Source organism: Cognaticolwellia beringensis (assembly GCF_002076895.1).
GTDB lineage: Bacteria > Pseudomonadota > Gammaproteobacteria > Enterobacterales > Alteromonadaceae > Cognaticolwellia > Cognaticolwellia beringensis.
In genome coordinates this window covers 892,325-908,704 of record NZ_CP020465.1, presented here as the reverse complement: position 1 = coordinate 908,704, position 16,380 = coordinate 892,325, and the positions used below count along the sequence as shown (strand labels likewise).

13 protein-coding genes are annotated in these 16,380 nt (G+C 39.0%); 7 read left to right on the top strand and 6 right to left on the bottom strand.

The features are described from left to right. Positions 1–70: 70 nt before the first annotated feature. Positions 71–1,720 carry an electron transfer flavoprotein-ubiquinone oxidoreductase gene (locus B5D82_RS03810; RefSeq protein WP_081149367.1) on the bottom strand — a complete coding sequence of 550 codons (1,650 nt, stop codon included), beginning with the start codon at positions 1,718–1,720 and terminating at the stop codon, positions 71–73. 329 nt (positions 1,721–2,049) lie between these two features. On the opposite strand from B5D82_RS03810, the gene B5D82_RS03805 reads away from it, so the two are divergent. The 4 genes from B5D82_RS03805 (at position 2,050) to B5D82_RS03790 (ending at position 5,077) form a co-directional block, all read left to right on the top strand. Next, positions 2,050–2,802, top strand: a complete 753-nt coding sequence (locus tag B5D82_RS03805; protein ID WP_081149366.1) for an electron transfer flavoprotein subunit beta/FixA family protein — start codon at positions 2,050–2,052, stop codon at positions 2,800–2,802. Further along, positions 2,799–3,725, top strand: coding sequence for an electron transfer flavoprotein subunit alpha/FixB family protein (locus B5D82_RS03800; RefSeq protein WP_081149364.1), 927 nt, complete (start codon positions 2,799–2,801; stop codon positions 3,723–3,725). The genes B5D82_RS03805 and B5D82_RS03800 overlap by 4 nt, the downstream gene beginning before the upstream one ends. Before the next feature lie 136 nt (positions 3,726–3,861). After that, the gene (locus B5D82_RS03795; RefSeq protein ID WP_081149363.1) at positions 3,862–4,260 is read left to right on the top strand and encodes a translation initiation factor; all 399 of its coding nucleotides are present in this window, start codon (positions 3,862–3,864) and stop codon (positions 4,258–4,260) included. Between the two features lie 28 nt (positions 4,261–4,288). Then, entirely contained in the window at positions 4,289–5,077 is a 789-nt protein-coding gene (locus tag B5D82_RS03790; protein WP_081154286.1) for a response regulator, read from the top strand. A 48-nt stretch (positions 5,078–5,125) separates the two neighbouring features. On the opposite strand, the gene B5D82_RS03785 is transcribed toward B5D82_RS03790, so the two are convergent. Continuing rightward, on the bottom strand, positions 5,126–6,691 hold the full coding sequence (locus B5D82_RS03785) for a sigma 54-interacting transcriptional regulator (protein WP_081149361.1): 1,566 nt from the start codon (positions 6,689–6,691) through the stop codon (positions 5,126–5,128). Positions 6,692–7,031: 340 nt separating this feature from the next. On the opposite strand from B5D82_RS03785, the gene megL reads away from it, so the two are divergent. Next, entirely contained in the window at positions 7,032–8,216 is a 1,185-nt protein-coding gene (gene megL / locus B5D82_RS03780) for a methionine gamma-lyase (protein ID WP_081149359.1), read from the top strand. Between the two features lie 1,043 nt (positions 8,217–9,259). On the opposite strand, the gene B5D82_RS03770 is transcribed toward megL, so the two are convergent. Together B5D82_RS03770 and ylqF are read right to left on the bottom strand one after the other, a co-directional pair. Further along, entirely contained in the window at positions 9,260–9,691 is a 432-nt protein-coding gene (locus tag B5D82_RS03770; protein ID WP_081149356.1) for an HIT domain-containing protein, read from the bottom strand. Positions 9,692–9,762: 71 nt separating this feature from the next. Then, entirely contained in the window at positions 9,763–10,695 is a 933-nt protein-coding gene (ylqF, locus tag B5D82_RS03765; protein WP_081149354.1) for a ribosome biogenesis GTPase YlqF, read from the bottom strand. Positions 10,696–11,008: 313 nt separating this feature from the next. On the opposite strand from ylqF, the gene B5D82_RS03760 reads away from it, so the two are divergent. After that, positions 11,009–11,452: a hypothetical protein gene (locus B5D82_RS03760; RefSeq protein WP_081149353.1), complete on the top strand. Its 444-nt coding sequence runs from the start codon at positions 11,009–11,011 to the stop codon at positions 11,450–11,452. Positions 11,453–11,541: 89 nt separating this feature from the next. Here B5D82_RS03760 and B5D82_RS03755 read toward each other — a convergent pair whose 3' ends face one another. Then, positions 11,542–11,916: a TonB-dependent receptor gene (locus B5D82_RS03755; protein ID WP_081154285.1), complete on the bottom strand. Its 375-nt coding sequence runs from the start codon at positions 11,914–11,916 to the stop codon at positions 11,542–11,544. 264 nt (positions 11,917–12,180) lie between these two features. Beyond that, entirely contained in the window at positions 12,181–14,856 is a 2,676-nt protein-coding gene (topA, locus tag B5D82_RS03750) for a type I DNA topoisomerase (RefSeq protein ID WP_081149351.1), read from the bottom strand. Positions 14,857–15,254: 398 nt separating this feature from the next. Here topA and B5D82_RS03745 point away from each other — a divergent pair, with 398 nt between their 5' ends. Then, the gene (locus tag B5D82_RS03745; RefSeq protein ID WP_081149349.1) at positions 15,255–16,361 is read left to right on the top strand and encodes an arginase family protein; all 1,107 of its coding nucleotides are present in this window, start codon (positions 15,255–15,257) and stop codon (positions 16,359–16,361) included. Positions 16,362–16,380 lie beyond the last annotated feature (19 nt).

The window sequence follows — 16,380 nt, the reverse complement described above, 5'->3', positions numbered from 1 at the left end:
ATGGCTAACAGCGGAGTAAACATAAAAAAACCTGCTTTTTGCAGGTTTTTTACGTTTATTACCAACAATATTACATGTTAGGGTAATTCGGGCCACCGGTACCTTCTGGTGTAACCCAAGTAATATTTTGGCTCGGATCTTTTATGTCACAAGTTTTACAGTGCACACAATTTTGCGAGTTAATAACAAACTTATCACCCTCAGGTGTACTTTCAACTTCATAGACACCAGCAGGACAATAAAGTCGGGCAGGCTCAGCATATTTAACTAAGTTAACACCGATAGGAATACTACTATCAGCCAGTTTTAAGTGACATGGCTGCTCTTCTTCATGGTTGGTGTTCGATAAAAATACTGATGTCAGTTTATCAAAACTCAATTTATTATCAGGTTTTGGATAATTAATCACCGGAGCATCTGCCGCTAGCTTTAATTGCTCATGATCTAAGCTGTCATCTTTAAAGTTGAACGGTAACTTACCACCAAAAATGTTTTGGTCTACGGTGTTATAAGCGCCGCCCCAAAAGGTGCCAAATTTATGCATAGCGGGGCCAAAGTTACGCGTATTATAAAGTTCTTCATATAACCAGGAGTTTTGATATTTATCTGTAAAGCTGATGAGGTCTTTACCGCCTTCATCACCCGACGCTAAGGCTTCAAAAATAGTTTCAGCCGCCAACATGCCAGACTTCATCGCGGTATGATTACCTTTAATTTTAGCAAAGTTGATGGTACCTGCGTCACAACCAACCAAAACAGCACCAGGCATAGTCATTTTAGGTAATGAGTTAAAGCCGCCTTTCGCCATAGCTCTTGCGCCATAAGACACACGTTTGCCACCTTCAAGGTATTGAGCAATCTTAGGGTGATGTTTGTAACGTTGGAATTCATCAAACGGACTTAAATGTGGATTGCTATAACTAAGATCGACAATTAAGCCGACAAATACTTGGTTATTTTCTGCATGATATAAATAACCACCACCATTGGTGTCTTTTTCCAGCGGCCAACCAGCAGAATGAACCACTAAACCTTCTTGATGCTTTTCTGGGGCAATATCCCAAATTTCTTTAAAGCCTAAACCGTAATGTTGTGGAGATTTATCAGCATCTAGCGCAAATTTAGCAATAAGTTCTTTGCCTAAATGACCACGACAGCCTTCAGCAAACACGGTGTATTTTGCTTTTAGCTCCATACCTGGCATAAATGAATCTTTCGGCTTACCTTCTTTGTCGAGCCCCATATCACCAGTAATAACACCGCCAACACTGCCGTCTTCATTATAAATAATGTCTTGTGCTGGGAAGCCAGGAAATATTTCAACGCCTAATTGCTCGGCCTGTTCAGCTAACCAACGGCAAACATTACCCATACTAACAATATAATTACCTTCGTTATGCATGGTTTTAGGAACACTAAAATTAGGTAATTTAATCGCGCTATCTTCGCCTTTAAATAAATAAATATCATCGCCGGTAACAGCGGTATTTAAAGGAGCGCCCTTTTCTTTCCAATCTGGAAACAGCTCAGTTAATGCCCGTGGTTCAAAAACGGCGCCAGAAAGAATATGTGCGCCAACCTCAGAGCCCTTCTCAACTACGCATACCATGAGTTCTTGTTCTTTTTCTTGTGCTAACTTCATGAGTTGACAAGCTGTTGACAGGCCTGCAGGACCGGCACCAACAATTACAACGTCAAATTCCATTGATTCGCGTTCCATAACATCTCCCATCATTCAATTTTTATGTTTATTCTGAATAAATCAAACACTCGTTTGATTTTCAAACACCTGTTTGATAACATCAAACATTATAGATATTTTCGTGTTAAATACTATCTTGTATTGCATTATTTACCGATATTATTTATTTAAACGCAATTTGACTGAACATATTGACAAAATATGTTGACGAAAACATAGTCTACAAAGACGTTGACGTAAACAAAGTCTACAAGTAGTCTTTCAAACAAATATTTTAGCGTTAAACTAAATTAAATTTAGTTTAACCAACTTAACATAACATACAACAAGCATAATCAGAGGCAACGATGAAAGTATTAGTACCCATCAAACGCGTTATTGACTATAACGTAAAAGTACGTGTTAAAGCAGACAACTCCAATGTCGATCTTGCTAATGTAAAAATGGCAATTAATCCGTTCTGTGAAATAGCAGTTGAAGAAGCGGTTCGTTTAAAAGAAGCGGGAACAGCAACTGAAGTTATCGCCGTATCAATTGGTAATAAATCTTGCCAAGAACAATTACGCACAGCACTAGCATTAGGCGCTGATCGTGCTATTCAAATCGATACTGATGAAAACTTAGATTCAATTAACGTTGCTAAATTATTACAAAAAATTGTTGAAGAAGAGCAACCTCAATTGGTTATTCTTGGTAAACAATCAATCGATAGTGATAACAACCAAACAGGTCAAATGTTAGCCGCCCTTACGGGTATGGCTCAAGGTACATTTGCCTCTGCTGTAACTATTGATGGCGATAAAGTTAACGTTACGCGTGAAGTTGATAGTGGCTTGCAAACTATTTCGTTAAATTTGCCTGCGATTGTCACCACTGACTTACGCTTGAATGAACCTCGCTATGCGTCATTACCTAACATTATGAAAGCAAAGCGTAAGCCATTAGATGTGAAATCTGCCGCTGACTTTGGTATTGACTTAACAGCTCGTACTAAGTTAATTAAAGTAACACCTCCTGCAGAACGTAAGGCCGGTATTATTGTTGAAAGCATTGATGAATTAGTAGAAAAATTAAAGAATGAAGCGAAGGTGATATCATGAGCATTTTAGTATTTGCAGAGCACGATAACAGCGAATTAAAATCCGACACACTAAAAACAGTTGCCGCAGCACAAGCAATTGGTGGTGACATTCACCTTTTAGTAGCGGGCCATAACTGCCAAGCAGTAGCTGAAGCCGCCAGTAAAGTTAATGGCGTTTCGAAAGTATTAGTGGCTGATAACGCCGCTTATGAACATCAACTAGCTGAAAATGTATCTTTATTAGTGACTGAACTTGCAGCAGATTATAGTCATATCATCGCTACAGCTTTAACAACGGGCAAAAACTTTATGCCTCGCGTTGCTGCGTTATTAGATGTTGCGCAAATTTCTGACATTATTGCCGTAGAAAGTAGTGACACGTTTGTTCGTCCTATCTACGCTGGTAACGCGATTGCAACCGTACAAAGTCTTGATAGCAAGAAAGTTATTACCGTTCGTTCTACAGGTTTTGACGCGGTAGCAACCGATGGCAATGCTGAGATTGTTGCTCTAGACAAAGTCACTGATGCAGGTATTTCTAGCCACGTAAGCGATGAACTTTCTGTTTCTGAGCGACCTGATCTAGGTGCAGCAAGTGTAGTTATTTCTGGCGGTCGTGGTATGCAAAACGGTGAAAACTTCAAATTACTTGAAGGTATTGCTGATAAGTTAGGCGCAGCCATTGGCGCTTCTCGTGCAGCTGTTGATGCTGGCTTTGTACCCAACGATATGCAAGTGGGTCAAACAGGTAAAATTGTTGCTCCTGACTTATACATTGCGGTAGGTATTTCAGGTGCTATTCAACATTTAGCCGGGATGAAAGACTCTAAAGTTATTGTTGCGATTAACAAAGATGCAGAAGCACCAATCTTCCAAGTAGCCGATTACGGTTTAGTGGCTGATTTATTTGACGCTTTACCAGAATTAGAAAGCAAACTTTAAGCTAAACTTTTAGCGTATAAGTTAATTAACCTGCGCTAATGCTTGATTTGCACAAATCTGTATCTTGAACCTGAACGGGTATATAATAAAACCACTCTAGTAGTGGTTTTATTTTATCTAAATTTTAGAAGTAACTATGACAAAAAAATTTACCAGCCTAAGTGACTTAGCAAGTGCTTTTGGCAAAGAAACCGACGAAACAACCAATAAACAGCAGAATAATGATCAATCTTTGGTATATTCAACAGCTGATGGCAGAATAACTCAGCCTAAAAGTGTTAGCGTTACGCCTTCCGATGGCTATGCAAAAGTACGCCGAGAAACTAAAGGTAGAAAAGGCAAAGGTGTTGTCACTATTACCGGCTTAGGTCTAGACAATAAAGCCTTAAAAGAACTGGCAAAAAAACTTAAGCAAACTTGTGGCACTGGCGGAAGCGTGGTTGGCGAGGTCATTGAAGTCCAAGGAGACAAGCGCGAAGAAATAAAAGCTGTACTTGAAAAACGTGGTTTTAAAGTCAAGTTCATTGGTGGTTAAGCAAGCAATTTACAATATAAGTGATGTTATGAACCCAAGCGAATTATCTTTACTGGTTGTTGAACCTTCCGACTTACAAAGAAAAATCATAATTCAAGGATTAAAAGATCAAGGCATCACCCAAGTAGCAGAAGCTAGAAACATAGTTGAAGCTTATGCAAGTGCCAAAATGCACCCACGCGATTTAATCACTAGCGCCATGTATTTTGATGATGGCGACGCAATAGAATTACTCAATAAAATAAGAAATACCCCCACTATTGCCGACACTCCTTTTATGTTAGTAAGCAGTGAACATCGCCGCGAAAATTTAGAAGAATTGAAACAATCTGGTGTTATCGCCTTATTACCCAAACCCTTTACTAAAGACCACCTAACAACAGCGATAAATACCACTATCGATTTATTATCAACCGACGAACTAGAACTTGAATATTTTGATGTTCATCAAGTGCGCGTTTTACTCGTTGATGATAGCCGCCTCGCAAGAAATCACATTAAACGTGTCCTTAACAACTTAGGATTATTAAAAATTACCGAAGCAGTTGACGGTAGTGAAGCTATAGCGTTATTAGAAGATAATATGTTTGATCTCGTGGTTACTGACTACAATATGCCTGAAGTTAATGGTAAAGCGCTAACACGCTATATTCGCAATAAGAGCAAGCAGTCACATATACCGATACTTATGGTCACCAGTGAAAGTAACGATACACACTTAGCGAATATACTGACTGAAGGCGTAACGGCAATGTGCGATAAACCCTTTGAGCCAGAGCACGTGAAAAAAATCTTATACAAAATATTGGAAGATTAGCTCAGAGCCAGAAAGCAAAACACGGCATTAACGACAAGTTATCAGCCTCTATTGATTAATGTGAAATTGTCGTAACTTCATGGCGATTTTGTTGTGAGAGACCTTTAATCGCTCGGCTAATTTTCGTGTCGTTGGATAATGAGGATATAAAGAGCTGATAAGCTGCTCTTCAAACTTCGCTTGAGCACTAGCCCAGTCTTCCAACTCATCTTCCACTTTAAAATCAACCGTATTAATCACTTCCTTTTGCTTAAATTGAGCTAGAGCAACACTAATATCTTGTACTGAAATATTATTTTGTTCATTGAGCGCAACGGCCCTAAACAGCACATTTTGTAATTCTCGAATATTGCCTGGCCAACGGTGGGAACAAAGCAGTTTCATGGCATTTTCATCTATTGTAGTCTGTTTCACGTTCATTTGGGTTGACGCTAAAACTACGAAATGTCGCGCTATTAAGGCAATATCTTCTGCGCGTTCACGTAATGGTGGCGAATGTAAATTGAGAACATTTAAACGATAGAACAAATCTTCCCTAAACTTTTGCTTACTTATCATGGCTAATAAATCTTGATGAGTAGCACTCACCACTCTAATATTTGCTTGCAATTCTTTACTGCCACCTAAGCGCCGAAAAGTAAAATCCTGTAAAAATCGTAATAATTTTGCCTGCAAATACGGTGACATTTCAGCGACTTCGTCTAAGAATAATGTTCCCCCTTCTGCTAACTCAAGTAAACCGGGTTTACCACCCTTCTGCGCACCAGTAAAAGCACCATTTGCATAACCAAAAAGCTCACTTTCAAGTAAGTGTTCAGGTAAAGCGGCGCAGTTTATTGCTAAAAATGGTGCTTGTTTTCGATTACTAGCGTTGTGTAAAGCCCTTGCAATAAGCTCCTTACCGGTACCTGTTTCACCATTAATTAATACTGGTAATTCTAATTCGGCAAATCGAGCGGTTTGCTCCTTTAATAATAAAATACTGGCTGAACGACCAATGATATTATCAATACCTTGTTCATCTCGTGTTTGCATGATTGAAATTTGCCGACCTAAACTGGTTATCGACTTTAACGATATTACCGCACCCGAGCTGTTTTCTTGTTCACTAATAGGGCTAATTTCGGCTAGGTAGCTTTGCCCGGCAATATCGATATTTTGTGAGCTAACGTTATCCAATAATGGTAGTGCTATTTCTATATCTAACAGCGTATTAACTTGTACTCCCTTTAGTTGCTCGCCCTGTAACGGCGAAACTCCTTTGTGGCGCTGGTGATTAACTAAAAGTGTTTCACTTGCTTGGTTTAAAGCCATCACACGGGCATTTTCATCAATATCTATGATAGCGTCAGGTAAACGATTAACTAGTGCCCGTAGATGCCGCTCACGGCTTTCTGATGGCAGTAAATCAACTTTACAGCAATGAATAATACCTGAAACATTCATTAGCGCTTGTTTTACTTTATTAAAACTTATGGTGCTCTTTGCCAAATGAACAAATATAAATTGCGAACTCACTTCCATCGCTTGAATATCTAGCGCCAAGCGAGTAAAAGTTGACAATATCTCTTGGCTAATGCCCATTCGGTCTTCAGATTTTATTTCTATTCGCACAAAAGCCTCTTATTACAACAACAACAACAACAACAACAACAACAGATCCTAACCTGTAATACACAGATTACAATGTAATAAATATATTACAAGAGCAATATCGTTATCCAAAGCCATATAAAACAAAGAATCTCTATTAATTTTTACAAAGTTATTCTGTATGCCAGATAAAGTTGTAATAAATATATTACAACTTCAATTTGTAAACATGAAATATTAAAGTAAGTTATTGATATTTAACAACATAAGTTACATGGCAGTATAATTGCTATATGTAAATAAGAATAAGTCGGTGACTTAACGCAAACAATAATAATTTTCCCATAGATTAAGGTATACCATGTCGGACAGTAAACATATTGAAACTCAAGCTATTCATTCAGGCCGCATTAATGACGAGCAGTTTGGCTCTCTAGCCACACCACTTTATCAAACATCTACATTTATTTTCGATAACGCACAACAAGGTGCTGATAGATTCGCAGGAGAAGCTGAAGGCTACATTTATAGTCGCTTAGGTAATCCAACTACTCGTCAACTCGAAATGCGCGTAGCTGCAATGGAAGGTATGGATGACGCTGCGGCTACTGCTACTGGTATGGGCGCAGTATCAGGCGCTTTACTGGCAAATTTATCTTGTGGCGATCATTTAATTTCATCGAAAGCCGTCTATGGCTGTTCATTCGCCTTGATGAATCATCAACTTACACGATGGGGCATCGAAGTCAGTTTCGTTGATATGGCGAATCCAGCTGAAATTGAAGCGGCTATAAAGCCAAACACCAAAGTTATCTTTTTAGAAACACCGGTCAACCCTAATTTAGCCGTATATGACTTGTCAGTTATTGGTCAAATCGCGCAAAAGCACAATATTATTTCAGTCGTCGACAACACCTTTTTAACACCTGTATTACAACAGCCTAAAAAGTATGGCATTGATATTGTTGTACATAGCGCGACAAAATACTTAAACGGACATGGTGACGTGGTTGCCGGTATCATTTGTGGTTCAAATGAAATGATCATGAATATAAAAATGACCGTTTTAAAAGATATTGGCGCAACGATGAGTCCACATGACGCTTGGTTGATCATGCGCGGCCTTAAAACTTTGCCGATCCGTATGGAGCGCCACTGCAGCAATGCTGAAAAAATAGCAGAATTTTTAGAAAGCCATGAAAACGTTAGTCATGTTTATTATCCAGGTTTAAAAAGCCACCCAGGGCATAAATTTATTGGTACTCAAATGAAAGCGGCTGGTGGTGTTATAGCGTTTGAAATAAATAGTGATTTAGCAGGTGGCGGTGACTTTATTAACCGTATGCAATTATTTTCAATTGCGGTAAGTTTGGGCGACGCAGAATCTCTTATTCAACACCCAGCTTCAATGACACATTCGCCTTATACTCAAGAAGAGCGTTTAGCTGCAGGCATCAGCGATAGTTTAATTAGAATATCCGTTGGGCTTGAAAATGTTGATGATTTAATCGCTGACTTAAGCCAGTCGCTAGCTTTGATTAAATAATTAAACTCCATGTTTAGGCGAATTAACTCGCCTAAACACCCCCCAAATTAAAATATTACTCACCATCGAGCAGTGATTTAAATTGTAGGTGTGGCTTTAGCCGCAAAAAAGTTTTAAGTTCAAAGCTGTCAGCTTTCAGTTAAAACAAGCACCACACGCATGGTTTTGAAGTTAACTGACAGCTTAAAACTGACAGCTTATAGCTATTTTTTTACCACCGAGAAGTACAGAGGCGCGCTTTGCGCTACACCGAGCAGTGATTTAAATTGTAGGTGTGGCTTTAGCCGCAAGAAAAGTTTTAAGTTCAAAGCTGTCAGCTTTCAGTTAAAACAAGCACCACACGCATGGTTTTGAAGTTAACTGACAGCTTAAAACTGACAGCTTATAGCTATTTTTTTACCACCGAGAAGTGCAGAGGCGCGCTTTGCGCTACACCGAGCAGTGATTTAACATTGTAGGTGTGGCTTTAGCCGCAAAAAAGTTTTAAGTTCAAAGCTGTCAGCTTACAGTTAAAACAAACGCCACACGCATGGCTTTGAAGTTAACTGACAGCTAAAAACTGACAGCTTATAGCTATTTTTTACCACAGAGAAGTGCAGAGGCGCGCTTTGCGCTACACCGAGCAGTGATTTAACATTGTAGGTGTGGCTTTAGCCGCAAGAAAAGTTTTAAGTTCAAAGCTGTCAGCATTCAGTTAAAACAAACACCACACGCATGGCTTTGAAGTTAACTGACAGCTTAAAACTGACAGCTTATAGCTATTTTTTTACCACCGAGAACGGCAGAGGCGCGCTTTGCGCTACACCGAGAAGTGATTAGTACTTGTAGAGCGAATTTAATCGCCGTGTTTTAACACCAAATAGTCCTATTAAATAAAAAATGTTAACAAGGAGAAAATATTGAGGAGTATAAGAAAAAAATCAAAAATGCATTTTTACTTAAAGACTCCTGCCCTTCTCATTCTCGTCTCCCTGTAAAAATAAACAAAAAAAGGCGACTGAAGTCGCCTTTATAAATGATTAAAATTATGCTTTGGGTTTATTTTAGCTGTCGTTTGATAGGATAGCTTCAAGCTTAGGTAAAATACGATCTTTGATACTCGTAAGTTGCTCATCGCTATATGGGGTTAATGCTTGTTGTCCCCAAATAGGTTTAGGCCAACAGACATCACTTTCAAAACGTACTATATGATGTAAATGTAATTGTGATACGACATTACCTAATGCTGCCACATTCATTTTATCACCGTTAAATTCCTGCATCAGCACTTCACTCAGCATGCTTGATTCATTTAATAACTGTTGTTGCTGTTGCCAATCAAGTTGATATATCTCTTGAATATCAGCAACTTTTGGCACCAAAATAAACCATGGAAACGCACTGTCATTGCATAGCAATAAGCGAGAAAGTGGAAAATCTGTAATAACAAAACAGTCATTTGCTAATTGAGGGTGTAATTGGAATTGTTCACTCATAATGCTACCTTAATCCTTAAGCTTATTATTATATTTAACTTTTGACTTTTGACTTTTGACTTTAAAGAATACTAACGCTTATTACGGCGACCTCTGCCACGCGCTATTTTTTTCGCTTCTCTGGCAGCTACTTTATCTTCTTCAACTTTATCAAAGTGAATAACTTCCGCCAACACCATTTCAGGTGTTTCAAATGAAATAGCGCCTAGCGTTTTATCACGAATTTCATTAATTAATATTTCAGACGCTTTGTGAAAGTCAATATGGCCGCCGCTTTTAACACAACCACGACGTTTACCAATAGCTTCAATCAACTCGACTTCTTGCTCTGGTAACTGTTCAATTTTATAGCGTTCTTTTAGCCGTTCAGGGTAAGCAGATAATAAATACTCGGCAGCAAAACAAGCAATTTCTTCATGGTCGAATGCAGTATCTTTAACGGCACTTGTAATCGCTAAACGATAACCACTATTTTCATTGACTATCTTAGGCCAAAGCATACCTGGAGTGTCATATAAATATAAACCATCATCTAAACGAATACGTTGCTGGCCTTTAGTTACTGCTGGTTCGTTACCTACTTTTGCTTTCGCTTTACCGACAAGTGTATTTAATAAGGTAGACTTACCTACATTGGGAATACCCATGATTACGGCATTTATTTGCTTACCAGCTTCATCTTTACTGGCGGCTAATTTTCGAATTAAGGCCGGAAGTGTTTTCGCAACAGAAGGCGATTCTGTGGTTAATGCAATCGCTTTAACGTTGTGCTGAGACTCTAAATAATCTAGCCATAGTTGTGTTATTGCAGGATCCGCTAAATCTGATTTGTTTAAAATTTTAATTAACGGTTTATCACCACGAATTTCAGTGATCATCGGATTTTCGCTACTAAAAGGTAAACGCGCATCACAAACTTCAATCACCACATCAATTTGCGGTAAAATCTCTTTAATCTCTCTTTGGGCTTTATGCATATGCCCCGGGAACCAATTAATCGCCATAATAAATCTTTTAGAAAATAAATCAGATTTTATCACTGATGAAAATGAAAAGCTGCCGAAACCAAGATAAAAAGTAATATTAGCAATCGTCTGTAATTATTACGCGCCTAGCGAGCATTAACATTTTCTACCTTTGTTCAGCACAGGGCTCTATTTGGCGAAAGCTCAAGGAAAATGTACTCTACGCCAAGCTAAACAGGGAAATTGTGATAAAAATCATTTCGCCATAGCAAAATTCATGAACTAATTAAGACTAAATTTTGCCGACTGCTATAATTAAAGTCATGTTAAAATAAACGGTTAAGCGATAATAATGACGTCTGAAGCAGAAAAAGGAAAGGTCGAAATTTCCATATTCAACCGCTTTGTGGTCGCGGCGGGATTAAATTGTCAAGCTGTTGAAAAGCAATCCCCCAAAGATGGCAAGCCCGATTTAAAGTGCTTAATCGATGGTAAAATAACTTTCTTTGAATTAACTGAAGCGTGCTCAGAAGATCTTGCTAAAGCACTAGCAAATGAAGAAAACTTAGGTAACAACACGACTTCGCGGATAAGGGACTATACGTCTGAAACCTACACGAGAAAAATCAATAAACGTTACGCCGTTAACGCCCCCATCAATTTACTTATCTACAATGTCGGCAGAACGATTCTCTCTGATGATGTTTTAATTGAGAATATCAGAGCCATTGCCAATAAAAATAAAGGTCAATTTAGTAAAGTATGGTATTTCGGCCAGCAAGTTATTGAGATTTAAAAATTATCATTAAGACCAGCATTTTTCGACTACTCACTGGCAAACTAGCCTCATCAACCAAGCCCCTTAACTGAACATGTGCTTTATTATTAATTTTTAGACGACTGAATAAACAGTACTTTCATTAGTACCATACCAACAAGCACTGCAATTGAAGATATTGCTAGAACAGGGTCAACAGCCTCTATTGAGACAAAGTTGCCGTAAAGAAGAAATAAGCCAATGGTAACGCCAAAAGTACCCGCTTGATGAATATAAAACTGCAGTTTTGACAAGGTTGATATTATATTATTCAGCCACAACTTGTGACATAACCCATAAATAAATGACATTACAAAACCAATGAGCATGATGTGCGCATGTGTTACCGAGTGACCATGGTTTTTAGTTGCTGCCATAACGATACCAAGCGCTAATCCAATAATGGCATAGCCAAAGCTGGTTAAAATAAATTTTCTATCCATACCTGCTTCCATTGCTACTCTATAGGGAGCTAAAGACAATGCGCCGAATTAAAATAGCCTGTTACTTTTAGCTTACTACTGATCACTAAATTAATAGCCCGAGCGATAAGCTAATACTTAACGAATGAGTATCAATAAACATAGCACAATTTTAGGGCACTATTTTATCGTCGACGTTATGACATAAAATGCGTAGAGTTCGTTTGTGTATTCTGGAAATAAAAAAAGCGCTCAAGAGCGCTTTTATATAATGCATTAATCACGTTAAGCGGTTTTTTTCGCCTTAGGCTTTGGCTTAGCTTTTGCTTTGGCTTTAACCACTTTTTTCTTCGCAAGTTCTTCAACCCATTTGCCGTCAACATACTTGGCATTCCAGCCTGTCGCTTTACCTTCAACTTCTGTCATTACATATTGTGACTTCGTTTTACGACTATAACGTACAACAGCTAAGTTGCCTTCTGGATCTTGCGTTGGTGCATCAGCAAGGTAATAGAACTTTTCAGAAATTCTATCGCGAAAACGCGCTAATTCAACCACTTTAGGCGCACGAGTTTCACGTGATCTTGGGAAAGTATTCGCGGCTAAAAAGATACCAGCAGCGCCATCACGTAAAACAAAATGTGCTTCAGACTTTTCACATTCTAGTTCAGGTAATTGCACAGGATCTTCTTTTGGCGGCGCAGCTTCGCCACTGGCTAATAGCTTACGGGTATTTTTACATTCGCTGTTAGTACAATCAAAATACTTACCGAAGCGGCCAGACTTAAGTTCCATTTCAGCTTCACAACGATCACATTCTAAAATAGGTCCGTCGTAGCCTTTAAGTTTAAACTCGCCCTTCTCAACTTCAATACCATCACAAACAGGATTATTACCACAAACATGCAATTTGCGTGTTTCGTCAATAAGGTAACTGTCCATGGCCGTGCCACATTTTTTACAACGGTGCATAGCACGTAATGCTTCGGTTTCTTGATCTTCAGCTAAAACGCTAACGGCTTCTTCACCCGGCGTTAGGTTCATCGTCTTAGTACAACGTTCCTTGGGTGGTAAAGCATAGCCAGAACAACCTAAGAAAACACCAGTTTGCGCAGTACGAATACCCATTTTACGACCACAGGTTGGGCAGTCAATATCGGTTAATACCGGTTCGTTATTACGCATGCCACCTTCTTCGGTAGGCATATCGGCTTGAGAAAGTTGCTTAGTAAAGTTTTTATAAAAACCATTCAGCACGTCTTTCCAATTCGCTTTACCTTCAGCCACTTCATCAAGCTCTTGCTCCATGTTGGCGGTAAAGTCGTAGCTCATTAAGTTTTTAAAGCTTTCAGACAAGCTATCGGTAACAATTTCACCCATTTTTTCTGCGTAAAAACGTTTTGATTCTAAACGAACGTAACCACGATCTTGAATGGTTGAAATAATTGACGCATAAGTCGAAGGACGTCCAATTGAGCGTTTTTCTAACTCTTTTACCAATGATGCTTCACCAAAACGTGCTGGTGGCTTGGTGAAGTGCTGTGTAGGGTTTAGTTGTTCAAGTGATAATACTTCACCAACAGATAAGTCTGGTAAATGCTTATCATCACCTTTTGATAATTGTGGATGAACACGAGTCCAACCATCAAATTGCATCACTCGGCCTTTGGCTTTTAAATCAAAACCAGAAGCACCAACAGTAATGGTGCTAACTGTATAGCGAGCAGCTGTCATTTGACAAGCAACGAACTGACGCCAAATAAGGTCGTACAGCTTCTTAGCATCGGCTTCAATACCTTCCATAAAGGCAGACTCAACTTTTACGTTCGATGGACGAATCGCTTCATGAGCCTCTTGAGCACCGGATTTACTACTATATACTTTAGCTTTTTCTGGCAAGTAGTTCTCACCAAAGTTATCGCTAATATAGCCACGACACATTTCAACCGCGTCTTTACTTAGATTGGTCGAGTCGGTACGCATATAAGTAATATGACCCGCTTCATATAAACGTTGAGCTAAGCCCATAGTACGTTTAACACCAAAACCTAATTTAGTACTGGCCGCTTGTTGCAAGGTTGAGGTAATAAAAGGCGCTGATGGCGTACTTTTAGACGGTTTGTCATCGCGTTTATTAACGGTATATGCTGAACTTTTTAATGTCGCTAACGCTTTATTAGTGTCCGCTTCATTAGTTGGCTTAAATGCTTTGCCATTTTCATGAGTCACGTCTAATGGAAAATCTAACCCTGAAGCTGTTTTCGTATCAGCGCTAATTTCCCAAAATTCTTTCGGGTCAAAGGCTTTAATTTCACGTTCTTTTTCAACTACTAACTTTACAGCAACAGACTGAACACGACCGGCGGATAAACCACGAGCCACTTTTTTCCATAATAGCGGGCTAACCATAAAGCCAACCACGCGATCAAGGAAACGTCTTGCTTGTTGCGCGTTTACACCTGGCATACTTAACTCACCTGGCGTAGAAAAGGCTTGTTGAATAGCGTTTTCAGTTATTTCATTAAAAACAACACGTTTATATTTATCGTCGTCGCCACCAATAATTTCTTTTAAATGCCAAGCAATCGCCTCTCCCTCGCGATCCAAATCGGTTGCGAGATAGATGGTATCAGCATTACTGGCCAGCTTAATTAATTCATCAACAACTTTTTCTTTACCTGCCAGTATTTGATAATTTGCCTCCCAATCATTTTCAGGATCAATGCCCATACGATTAACAAGTGCTTGTTTATCACGCTTAGCTTTATATTTTTCCTTCGCTGCAGGTGCCATTTTACGCACTTCAGCGGGAGACTTAGCCGCTACCTTTTTACCGGTACTGCTATGTGGAAGGTCACGAACATGACCAACACTAGATTTAACAATAAAATCTTTACCAAGGTACTTGTTAATTGTTTTCGCTTTGGCTGGCGATTCCACAATTACCAGAGATTTTGCCATATTATTTTATATTCCTACTAAGCTGACTAGGTCAGTTGCGTCACAGTTGTTTGCACCGAGTGTCTTAATATTGCGCGAGCAAAATATTAAGACAATTTGCAATAATGAATAAAACTGTAACGTAAAATTAAATTTGAGATTGAAATTACTATTAGATATATCTGTAAATTAGCGAGCTGACAAGCAAAAAATTTTTATATATATGCCTTTTTACAACTTTTAGCTATAATGATGCGAATTTTTCGGCGCCATCATAATCGACTTTTTAGCAAAACTTAAGGGCTGAGAGAGAAATAACTTCAGTTTTTCACCAGTAATAACAAATTTTTACAATCACTCCAGGTAGATTGCGTTCATTTTAGTGAATTTCAATGCCTATTAATAGGAAGAGAATATACATGACAGCTTCATGGTCAACCTTTAAAAATAAAATTAACCACTGCTTATGCCCACCAGGTAACGGCGTTTTTACCGTTAACACTGCAAAAGAGCGCAAGGAACGTTTGCACAACGCCTTATTTGGCCAATCACACGACATAGAGTCTCTATGGCAACAAAGCGTTGAAAAACTGCCTGAGTCGACTAACGCGGTGATTCTCGGCATTGCTTCAGATTGTGGTGGCGGAATTTTACGTGGCGCAAACTGGGGACCTTTATTTGTTCGCTCAACGTTATTAGAGCAATACCCAAATTTAAATGCCTTTGATTTAGGCGATGTGCGCGTTATTCCACATTTGTTACATGATAAATACCTTAACGAAGCAACCATTGCCAATTGTCGAAAAGCACTTTATCAAGATGAGAATAGCCCCTTCCCTGTTAGTCCATTAACAATCACTGAAGATGTATTGCATGACTTTTATGCTGAGTTCCCAAAGAAAGGCATATTTGGCATTGGTGGTGATCATTCGGTAAGTTACCCACTAACAAAAGCGTATTTACAAGCGAAGAAGAAGCAAGGTATTCGTGCTGCGATTATTCACTTTGACGCCCATACTGATTTGTTGGTCGAACGCTTAGGTATCGACTTATGTTTTGGCTCATGGTGTACCCATATTTTAGATGACTTAACTGATCACCGTGATTTAATTCAAATCGGCATTCGCTCAAGTGGTAAACCAAAATCACATTGGGAAAGCACTTTTGGCGTTAAGCAGCATTGGGCGCATGAAGTAAAAGAACAAGGCGTTGAAGCCATTATTGCAAAAATCATCAAGCAATTAAAAGATGATAACGTCGATGAGGTTTACGTAAGTTTTGATATTGATGCACTAGACGAAACCTTTGCCTCAGCAACAGGCACACCAGAGCCTGATGGTTTATCACCCAACGAGTCAATGCAAATATTACGTGCGGTAGCGGCACAATGTCCGATTACTGGCGCTGACATGATGGAAATAGCCCCATTTACTGATAGCACAGGTTTAGGCGAAGTTAGCCGCGACAGAACACTTGCAGCAGGTGCTGAAATTTCAGCATTCTTGATTGAAGAAATGAATAAGTAGTTTTACGATTATCAAAAGA

Excerpts from the sequence above, each read along its gene's own strand:
- B5D82_RS03810 (WP_081149367.1), bottom strand. The coding sequence starts at position 1,720 with ATGGAACGCGAATCAATGGAATTTGACGTTGTAATTGTTGGTGCCGGT.
- B5D82_RS03805 (WP_081149366.1), top strand. The coding sequence starts at position 2,050 with ATGAAAGTATTAGTACCCATCAAACGCGTTATTGACTATAACGTAAAA.
- B5D82_RS03800 (WP_081149364.1), top strand. The coding sequence starts at position 2,799 with ATGAGCATTTTAGTATTTGCAGAGCACGATAACAGCGAATTAAAATCC.
- B5D82_RS03795 (WP_081149363.1), top strand. The coding sequence starts at position 3,862 with ATGACAAAAAAATTTACCAGCCTAAGTGACTTAGCAAGTGCTTTTGGC.
- B5D82_RS03790 (WP_081154286.1), top strand. The coding sequence starts at position 4,289 with ATGAACCCAAGCGAATTATCTTTACTGGTTGTTGAACCTTCCGACTTA.
- megL (WP_081149359.1), top strand. The coding sequence starts at position 7,032 with ATGTCGGACAGTAAACATATTGAAACTCAAGCTATTCATTCAGGCCGC.
- B5D82_RS03770 (WP_081149356.1), bottom strand. The coding sequence starts at position 9,691 with ATGAGTGAACAATTCCAATTACACCCTCAATTAGCAAATGACTGTTTT.
- ylqF (WP_081149354.1), bottom strand. The coding sequence starts at position 10,695 with ATGGCGATTAATTGGTTCCCGGGGCATATGCATAAAGCCCAAAGAGAG.
- B5D82_RS03760 (WP_081149353.1), top strand. The coding sequence starts at position 11,009 with ATGACGTCTGAAGCAGAAAAAGGAAAGGTCGAAATTTCCATATTCAAC.
- B5D82_RS03755 (WP_081154285.1), bottom strand. The coding sequence starts at position 11,916 with ATGGATAGAAAATTTATTTTAACCAGCTTTGGCTATGCCATTATTGGA.
- topA (WP_081149351.1), bottom strand. The coding sequence starts at position 14,856 with ATGGCAAAATCTCTGGTAATTGTGGAATCGCCAGCCAAAGCGAAAACA.
- B5D82_RS03745 (WP_081149349.1), top strand. The coding sequence starts at position 15,255 with ATGACAGCTTCATGGTCAACCTTTAAAAATAAAATTAACCACTGCTTA.